Annotated in this window: 7 protein-coding genes; 2 read left to right on the top strand and 5 right to left on the bottom strand. The window is 70.1% G+C overall.

Going from position 1 to position 7780, the window contains the following annotated elements; translation table 11 throughout:
* Positions 1-722 (top strand): aminotransferase class V-fold PLP-dependent enzyme (locus RWP81_RS12205; RefSeq protein ID WP_314456464.1); only part of this gene is annotated, 722 nt, incomplete at its 5' end.
* 178 nt (positions 723-900) lie between these two features.
* Here RWP81_RS12205 and RWP81_RS12200 read toward each other — a convergent pair.
* From RWP81_RS12200 to RWP81_RS12180, 5 genes are all read right to left on the bottom strand, one after another.
* Positions 901-2142 carry an MFS transporter gene (locus tag RWP81_RS12200; protein ID WP_314456462.1) on the bottom strand — a complete coding sequence of 414 codons (1242 nt, stop codon included), beginning with the start codon at positions 2140-2142 and terminating at the stop codon, positions 901-903.
* A complete protein-coding gene (locus RWP81_RS12195) occupies positions 2135-2902 on the bottom strand; it encodes a fumarylacetoacetate hydrolase family protein (protein WP_314456460.1) in 768 nt (255 codons plus the stop codon). Before RWP81_RS12195 ends, RWP81_RS12200 begins: the two co-directional genes overlap by 8 nt.
* Before the next feature lie 223 nt (positions 2903-3125).
* Positions 3126-4232 (bottom strand): branched-chain amino acid aminotransferase, encoded by a 1107-nt coding sequence (locus RWP81_RS12190; RefSeq protein ID WP_314456458.1) that lies wholly within the window; start codon positions 4230-4232, stop codon positions 3126-3128.
* 55 nt (positions 4233-4287) lie between these two features.
* Positions 4288-5337, bottom strand: coding sequence for a 3-isopropylmalate dehydrogenase (locus RWP81_RS12185; protein ID WP_314456457.1), 1050 nt, complete (start codon positions 5335-5337; stop codon positions 4288-4290).
* 24 nt (positions 5338-5361) lie between these two features.
* Positions 5362-6900, bottom strand: a complete 1539-nt coding sequence (locus RWP81_RS12180; RefSeq protein WP_314456456.1) for an MFS transporter — start codon at positions 6898-6900, stop codon at positions 5362-5364.
* A gap of 79 nt (positions 6901-6979) precedes the next feature.
* Between RWP81_RS12180 and RWP81_RS12175 the strand changes: the two genes are divergently transcribed.
* Complete coding sequence (locus RWP81_RS12175) at positions 6980-7522, top strand: TetR/AcrR family transcriptional regulator (protein WP_314456455.1); 543 nt, start codon at positions 6980-6982, stop codon at positions 7520-7522.
* The last annotated feature ends 258 nt before the right edge of the window (positions 7523-7780 follow it).

The raw sequence follows: 7780 nt of genomic DNA, 5'->3' as shown, positions 1-7780 counted from the left end.
CCCGCACGCTCTGCGACCTGACCCAGGCCGCGGGCTGGCTGCCGGTCGACGCGACGCTGTTCGATGCGACCGTCTGCCACGCGTACAAGTGGCTGTGTTGCCCGCGCGGCGTGGGCTTCCTGACCGTGACTCCGTCCTTCGCCGCGACCCTGCGTCCCGTGCAGGCGGGGTGGTACTCGGGCGATGATCCGTGGGCGTCGTGCTACGGCACCGGGGGCACGCTCGCCTCCGATGCCCGTCGCTTCGACGTCTCACCCGCGTGGCAGGCCTTCGTCGGCGCCGCCCCCGCGCTCGAGATGTTCGCCGACGCCGACATCACCGAGCTGTACGCCCACGCGACGGGCCTCGCGGCGCGTTTCCGCGCGGGGCTCGGTCTCGCCCGCCCGGCGCGACCGTCGGCGATCATCACGTGGCCGGATGCCACGGGTGAGGCGCTGGCGCGACTGACGGCACACGGCATCACGGCGTCGGGCCGAGCGGGTCGGGCGCGCGTGGCGTTCCACGTGTTCAACGACGATGCCGATGTGGATCGGGCGCTCGAGGCGTTGGGTGCGGGCGTTGCGGTCGGAGCGCGGGGTGCGGGTGGCGTGCTCGGCGCGGGCGGAGCGCTAGCTGCGGAGGGAGCGGGCGGCGTTGCCGGCGTGCTCGACGCGGGCGGCGCCGAGAGAGCAGCTGCGCCGGACTCCGCGCGCCGCGTCAGCGCGTTGAGTTACTCGATCTGACCCGTCGGTGACACCCACGGATCCGTCGCGTGGCTCACGCCGGACGCGTGCCCGACACCGGACGCATGTGTGACACCGGACGGGTACACGACAACGGACGCGTGTCCGACACCAGCCGCGCGCCCGACACCAGCCGCGCGCCCGACACCAGCTCCGTGTCTGATACCGGACGCCTCTGTCACGCCGGACGCGAGCGCACGAAGACCGCGCCCGCGCACACGACAGCGATGGGCACGAACGCCCAGAGCGCGAGACCGCCGTACCCGACGAGGCCCAGGATGAGCCCCGCGAGCACCGACCCGACGGCAGCGGACCCGGTCATCAGCGTGTCGCTGCGTCCCTGACGCCGAGGGCGAGCGGCGAGCGGCGTCGTTTCGGTGAGCAGCGCCGAGCCGGCGACCGTCGCAGCGCTCCAGCCGAGGCCGAGCAGCAGCAGAGCGATGAGGACGCCGGTCTGCGAGTCCGCGGCGGTCGACGCGACGGTGAGGGCAGCCGCCAGAAGCACCTGGCCCAGCAGGATTACGGGGATGCGACCGACGCGATCGGCGAGGATGCCGAACACCGGAGACAGCCCGTACATCCCGAACACGTGCAGCGAGATCGTGACTCCCACGGCGACGGTCACGGCATCCGGTGCCACGATGTGGGCGAGATGCACCGGGGTCATCGCCATCACGGCCGCCATCGTGACGTGGGAGGCTGCGACCGCGAGCATCGCGAAGCGGGCGATGCGCGGTCGATCGACCTCGGACGAGGCCCGAGTCGTCGGCGCCCTCTCACGGTCGAGCCGCTGCGCGAGCAGCAGCGGGTCAGGGCGCAGGACCAGAACGTACAGCGCGAACGCGCACGCCTGGGCGAGGAGCGAGAAGAGGTAGGCGCCGGTGAGCCGGGGCATGCCGATGCTCGCGCCGAGAAGTTCTCCCGGCGCCAGGAGCAGCGGGCCCACGACTCCGCCGACCGTGGTTGCCCAGACCACCGTTGCGAGGTCGCGGCCTCGTCGGGCCGTCGTCGAGAGGTCGGTCGCGGCGAAGCGCGACTGCAGGGTGGCGGCGTTGCCCGCGCCGATCAGCGCGATACCCACGAGGAGCAGCGGGAACGCGCGCGTCGCAGCCGCGAAGATGACGAGGGCGATACCGCTGAGGGCCGCGACGTTGCCGGTCGTCAGCGCGATCCGTCGCCCACGCCGCGCGGCGAGGCGCGCCAGCGGGATCGCCGTCAGGGCGGCACCGAGGGTCACCGAGGCGGTGGCGAACCCCGAGAGCGATTCTTCGCCCGACAGGTCGGCGGCCAGCAGCGCCCCCAGCGACAGCGTCGAGCCGAATGCGACGCCGCTGAGCACCTGCCCCGCCGCCAGCACCCGCACCGTGCGGCGTTGCGCGGCGACGAGATCGACGGCCGCGGACGCCGCGATGTCAGGCATCGCGCGCGGTGTTGCGCAGGATCCCGATGCCCTCGATCTCGATCTCGATCGTGTCACCCGCGTCGAACGAGCCGATGCCCGCGGGTGTGCCCGTGAGGATGAGGTCTCCGGGCAGCAGCGTGAACACCGCCGACGCGTAGGCGATGAGGGCGGGGATGCCGTGGATCATGTCGGACACGGGGCCGTTCTGGCGCACCTCGCCGTTGACCCGCGTGGTGATGACGGCCGCGTCGAGATCGAGATCGGTCTCGATGACCGGTCCGACCGGGCAGAACGTGTCGAAACCCTTGGCGCGCGACCACTGACCGTCGCTGCGCTGCAGGTCTCGCGCGGTGACGTCGTTGGCGACGGTGTAGCCGAGGATGTAGTCGCTCGCGCGCTCGGCGGGGACGTTCTTGGCGACGCGGCCGATGACGACGGCCAACTCGCCCTCGTAGTCGGTGTGGGAGGTCAGAGCCGTGGGGCGCACGATCGCGTCGCCCGGGCCGATGACCGACGTGTTGGGCTTGAGGAACATCAGCGGTTCGGCGGGGGCCTCGCTCCCCATCTCGGCGGCGTGGTCGCGGTAGTTCTTGCCGATGCACACGACCTTGGAACGCGGGATGACCGGGGCGAGGAGCGCCACCTCGGTGAGGGGCACCCGTTCCCCCGTGGTGTCGAACCCGGCGAACATCGGGTCACCGGCGAGCACGACGAGTTCGCCGTCGTCGACGATCCCGTAGCGAATGGCATCCTGGTGGCTGAATCGTGCGATCTTCACCGGTTCAGCCTATCCGCGGCCTCCGAAACCCGCGGGGTCGCCCCGGTCCCTCTCCCCGTGTAAACGCGATCCACGCGGGGAAACACGGGCAGCACGCGTTCATGCGCGCGGATCGCGTTTATGCGTGAGACACGGGGCCGTGCGGAGGCGACCGAAAGGCCGCGACCCCGCACACGCGACGGAGGGACCCCCGGCATCCGGGAGCCCCTCCGTGTACGACGCGTCAGGCGTCGAGGCGGTACAACCAGCCGTGCTTGTCTTCTGCGCGGCCGTACTGGATGTTCGTGAGTTCTTCGCGCAGCTCGAGGGCGAGTGTGCCGTTGGGCTGCTCGTCGATGAAGTCGCGCCCCTTGAGCATGCCGATGGGAGTGACGACGGCGGCGGTTCCACAGGCGAACACCTCGACGATGTCTCCGGATGCCACGCCCTCGCGCCATTCCTTCAGCGAGACGTTGCGTCCCTCGACGTGGTGTCCGCGGTCACGGGCCAGCTGGAGGAGAGAGTCGCGCGTGATGCCCTCGAGGATCGAGTCGGACTGCGGGGTGACGATGGTGCCGTCTTTGTAAACGAACACGACGTTCATGCCGCCGAGCTCTTCGACGTTGCGATCCTGGTCGAGGAACACGACCTGGTCGCACTCGTTCTCGTACGCCTCGGACTGCGGCAGCAGACTCGCGGCGTAGTTGCCGCCCGTCTTGGCCGCGCCCGTGCCGCCCTTGCCGGCTCGCGAGTAGTCCTCGCTGAGCCAGATCGACACCGGCTTCACGCCGCCCTTGAAGTAGGCGCCCGCGGGGCTCGCGATCAGGTAGTACGCGACCTTGTGCGCGGGACGGACGCCCAGGAACGCCTCCTTCGCGAACATGAACGGACGCAGGTACAGGCTCTGGTCTTCGCCCGAGGGGACCCACGAGCCGTCGACGGCGATGAGCTCGCGCAGCGACTGCAGGAAGTACGGCACCGGCAGCTCGGGCAGAGCCAGGCGGCGGGCCGAACGCTGCAGGCGACGCCCGTTCTGGTCGGGGCGGAACGTGTGCACCGAGCCGTCGGCGTGACGGTAGGCCTTGATGCCCTCGAAGATCTCCTGGCCGTAGTGCAGGACGGCCGCGGCCGGGTCGAGCGAGATGGGGCCGTAGGGCGAGACGCGCGGTCGGTGCCAGCCGCCGCGGACCGACCAGCAGATGTCGACCATGTGGTCGGTGAAGCTCTGCCCGAAGCCGGGGCTGGCCAGGATGGCTTCGCGGTCGGCATTGCTCTTGGCCGCGAGGTTACGGGTGACGGCGAACTCGAACGGGTCGAGTCCGGTGTCGGGGTCGGTGTCGATGGTGGTCATCTGTGAGTCCAAAACTGTTCGATGCGCGGGGGCGATACAGGCCGATCCGTCCAGGTTACGCCTGGACTCCCCCGACGATGGCGTCGCCGATCTCGGCGGTGGTGCGCGCGCCGTCGCGGCTCGCGATGTCGTTCTCTACCGCGCGGGTGACGCGGGCGGCTTCGTCGGTGAGCCCGAGGTGATCGAGCAGGAGGGCGACGGAGAGGATCGCGGCCGTGGGGTCGGCCTTCTGGGTACCCGCGATGTCGGGCGCCGATCCGTGGACGGGCTCGAACATCGAGGGGAACGCGCCGTCGGGGTTGATGTTGCCCGATGCGGCGAGGCCGATGCCTCCGGTGACGGCTCCGGCCAGGTCGGTCAGGATGTCGCCGAAAAGGTTGTCGGTGACGATCACGTCGAATCGGCCCGGGTTCGTGACCAGGAAGATGGTTGCCGCGTCGACGTGCAGGTAGTCTACGTCGACCCCGGGGAACTCGGATGCCACGGCATCCACGATCCGCTTCCACATGCCGCCGGCGTGCACGAGCACGTTCGTCTTGTGCACGAGCGTGAGCTTGTGCCGGCGTCGCTCTGCGAGGGCGAAGGCATAGCGGACGACGCGCTCGACGCCGTAGGCGGTGTTGACGGAGGTCTCGTTGGCGATCTCGTGGGGGGTGCCCCGGCGGATCGCGCCGCCGTTGCCGACGTAGGGGCCTTCGGTGCCCTCGCGCACGACCACGAAGTCGATGTCGCCCGGGTCGGCGAGGGGTCCCGCTGCACCGGGGTAGAGCTTGGACGGGCGCAGGTTGACGTAGTGGTCGAGCTCGAAGCGGAGCGTGAGCAGCAGTCCGCGCTCGATGTTGGCGTGGGCCAGGCGGGGGTCACCGGGCACTCCCCCGACAGCGCCGAGCAGGATGGCGTCGTGGGAGGCGATCGCGGCGAGGTCGTCGTCGGTGAGGGTGTCACCGGTTTCGAGGTAGCGACCGGCCCCGAGGGAGAACGGCGTCTTCTCGAACGTGACCTCCGACCCGGCGGTGACCGCGTCGAGAACCTTCACGGCCTCGGTGACGACCTCGGGACCGATGCCGTCACCGGGGATGACGGCCAACTTCACGACACGCGACATCGCTCTCCTCAGAGCTCGGGCACGTCACTTCGTCGACGTGCTGCGGGATCCTCCCAGGGTAGCGGCAGCGATCACTGCGGCCACGATGATGAGCGCGGCGCCGATGAGGGCGGTCACCACCACTCCGGAGTCGAAGGCGTGCGCCGCCGCTGCGCGCAGCGACGCGGCCAGCGCGGCGTCGTCGAGCGTGTGCGATACCGCCACGGCCCCGGCGAGCGTTTCGCGTGAGGCGGCGGCTGAGGCGGCCGAGAGCCCCTCGGGGAGGACGAGCTGCGCGCGGTAGTACGCGGCGAGGATGCCGCCGAGCACGGCCGTGCCGAGGACCGCACCCACTTCGTACGCCGTCTCGGAGACGGCGCTGGCGGCGCCCGCCTTGGCCGAGGGGGCGCTGGAGAGGATGAGCTCGTTGGACACGGTCTCGGCCGCCCCGATGCCGATGCCCAGCAGCGCGAAGGCGACGATCAACTGCACGAGATCCGCGGTCGAGAGCGCGACCATCACATAAGCCACCACGGAGAACGAGAGAGCCACCGGCACCACGACGCGCGGCGCGAAGCGCTTGGCGATGGGGACCACCGCGAGCCCCGACGCGATCATGAGCGCAAGACCCGGCACGAGGGCGAAGCCCGCGGTCATCGGGGAGAGTCCCACAACGAGCTGGAGGTGCTGAGCGACGAAGTACAGGAAGCCCACCAGCCCGACGACGCTGAGAAGGTTGACCAGGATGGCCCCCGAGAACGTCCCGCGGCGGAACAGCGACATGTCGAGCATGGGCGCCACGGTGCGCTTCTGCCGGCGCACGAACAGCCAGCCGAAGACCACGCCGACGACGAAGAGGACGGGAGCGAGCGACAGCGGACCCTCGACCGCGAGCTTCTTGATGCCGTAGACGATGGGCACCATTGTCGCCAGCGACAGCACCACGCTCACCACGTCGAACCGGCCGGGGGCCGGGTCGCGGCTCTCGGGCACGAAGAACGGCGCGAGCACGAGCAGCGGCACGAGGACGGGCACCGCCATCAGGAACACCGACCCCCACGAGAAGTGCTCGAGCAGGAAACCACCGACGATCGGACCGAGCGCCGCGCCCGCGGAGAAACCCGACGCCCAGATCGCGATGGCGAAGCGACGCTGGTCGCGGTCGCGGAAGATGCTGCGCAGCAGCGACAGCGTCGACGGCATGAGCATCGCGCCGAACACGCCCATGAGAGCGCGACCCGCGATGAGCAGTGCCGCGGTGGGCGCGAACGCCGACAGAGCCGAGACGGCGGCGAAGCCCGTGGCGCCGATGAGCAGCATGCGCTTGCGACCGAAGCGGTCGCCGAGCGTGCCCATTGTCACGAGCAGACCCGCGAGGACGAGCGGGTAGACGTCGATGATCCACAACTGCTCGATGCTCGACGGCTGCAGGTCGAGGGCGATCTCGGGCAGCGCGAAGCTCAGCACCGTGTTGTCGACCGAGACGAGCAGCACGGGCAGCATGAGCACCGCCAGCGCGAACCATCCGCGCCACCCGGCGCGGGTCACGGTGATCTCATGGGTGGGCAACGACGAGGTGAGCATTCTTCCGATCCGTTTCTTAACCGTCCAGCCGGTATAGTATCAGAGTCAGCCTGACCTCCACCAGTACGATCGAGAAGCCATGAGCCGCCCCCCACTCGCCCGCGACGCCGTCCTCGATGCGTTCACCCGCATCCTCGTCGACGAGGGTGAACGCGCCGCGACGATGGACGCCACCGCCCGCACCGCGGGGGTATCCAAAGGCGGCCTGCTCTATCACTTCAACTCCAAGAGCGCCCTCGAATCCGCGCTCTTGGAGCGCCTCGAACGCCTGGCTCAGGACGACGTCGACGAGATCGAGAAGTCCGATGAGGGCGTCGTCGCCGCGCACCTCCGGTCGTCGCAGAACACCGGATCCCCGCTCGACGTGACGATCCTCGCGGTGTCACGTCTGGCGCAGAACGGCAGCGATGCGGCCTCGGCATCCCTCCGTCGCGTCCGTGAGCTCTGGGAGGAGAGCCTCCGCTCCCACACGCGCGATGAGACGGCGCTGCAGATGGTGCTGCTCGTCAGCGACGGGCTTTACTTCAACGCGGTCCTCGACCTGAATGCCGTCCCCGGGCCTCAGCTCGAGGGAGCGGAACTCGACGCGCTCATCACCCGGGTCGTCGCCGCGACCACCTGACGCGCGCACGGCCATCGTGTCCACGACGGGCCCGGCGCAGCGAATCGCCGGAGCGGCCCGTGCGTCCGCCCGTGGCGTCCCGCCCCGGATGCACCGATCAGTGCGGCAGAGTCCGAGACGGGAGGAGATCCGGTGACGGGAGGACACCCCACGCCCGCGGCATCCTCCGCTCCCCGAACCTCCTCCGCTCCCGGGAGGACAGACCCACGCCCACGCCATCCTCCCGTCCCCGAATCCCCTCCGCACCCCGCAGTACAA

Source organism: uncultured Microbacterium sp. (assembly GCF_963521695.1).
GTDB lineage: Bacteria > Actinomycetota > Actinomycetes > Actinomycetales > Microbacteriaceae > Microbacterium.
Note: the sequence above shows the minus strand (reverse complement) of the source record. Positions and strands in the feature narration are given on the sequence as shown.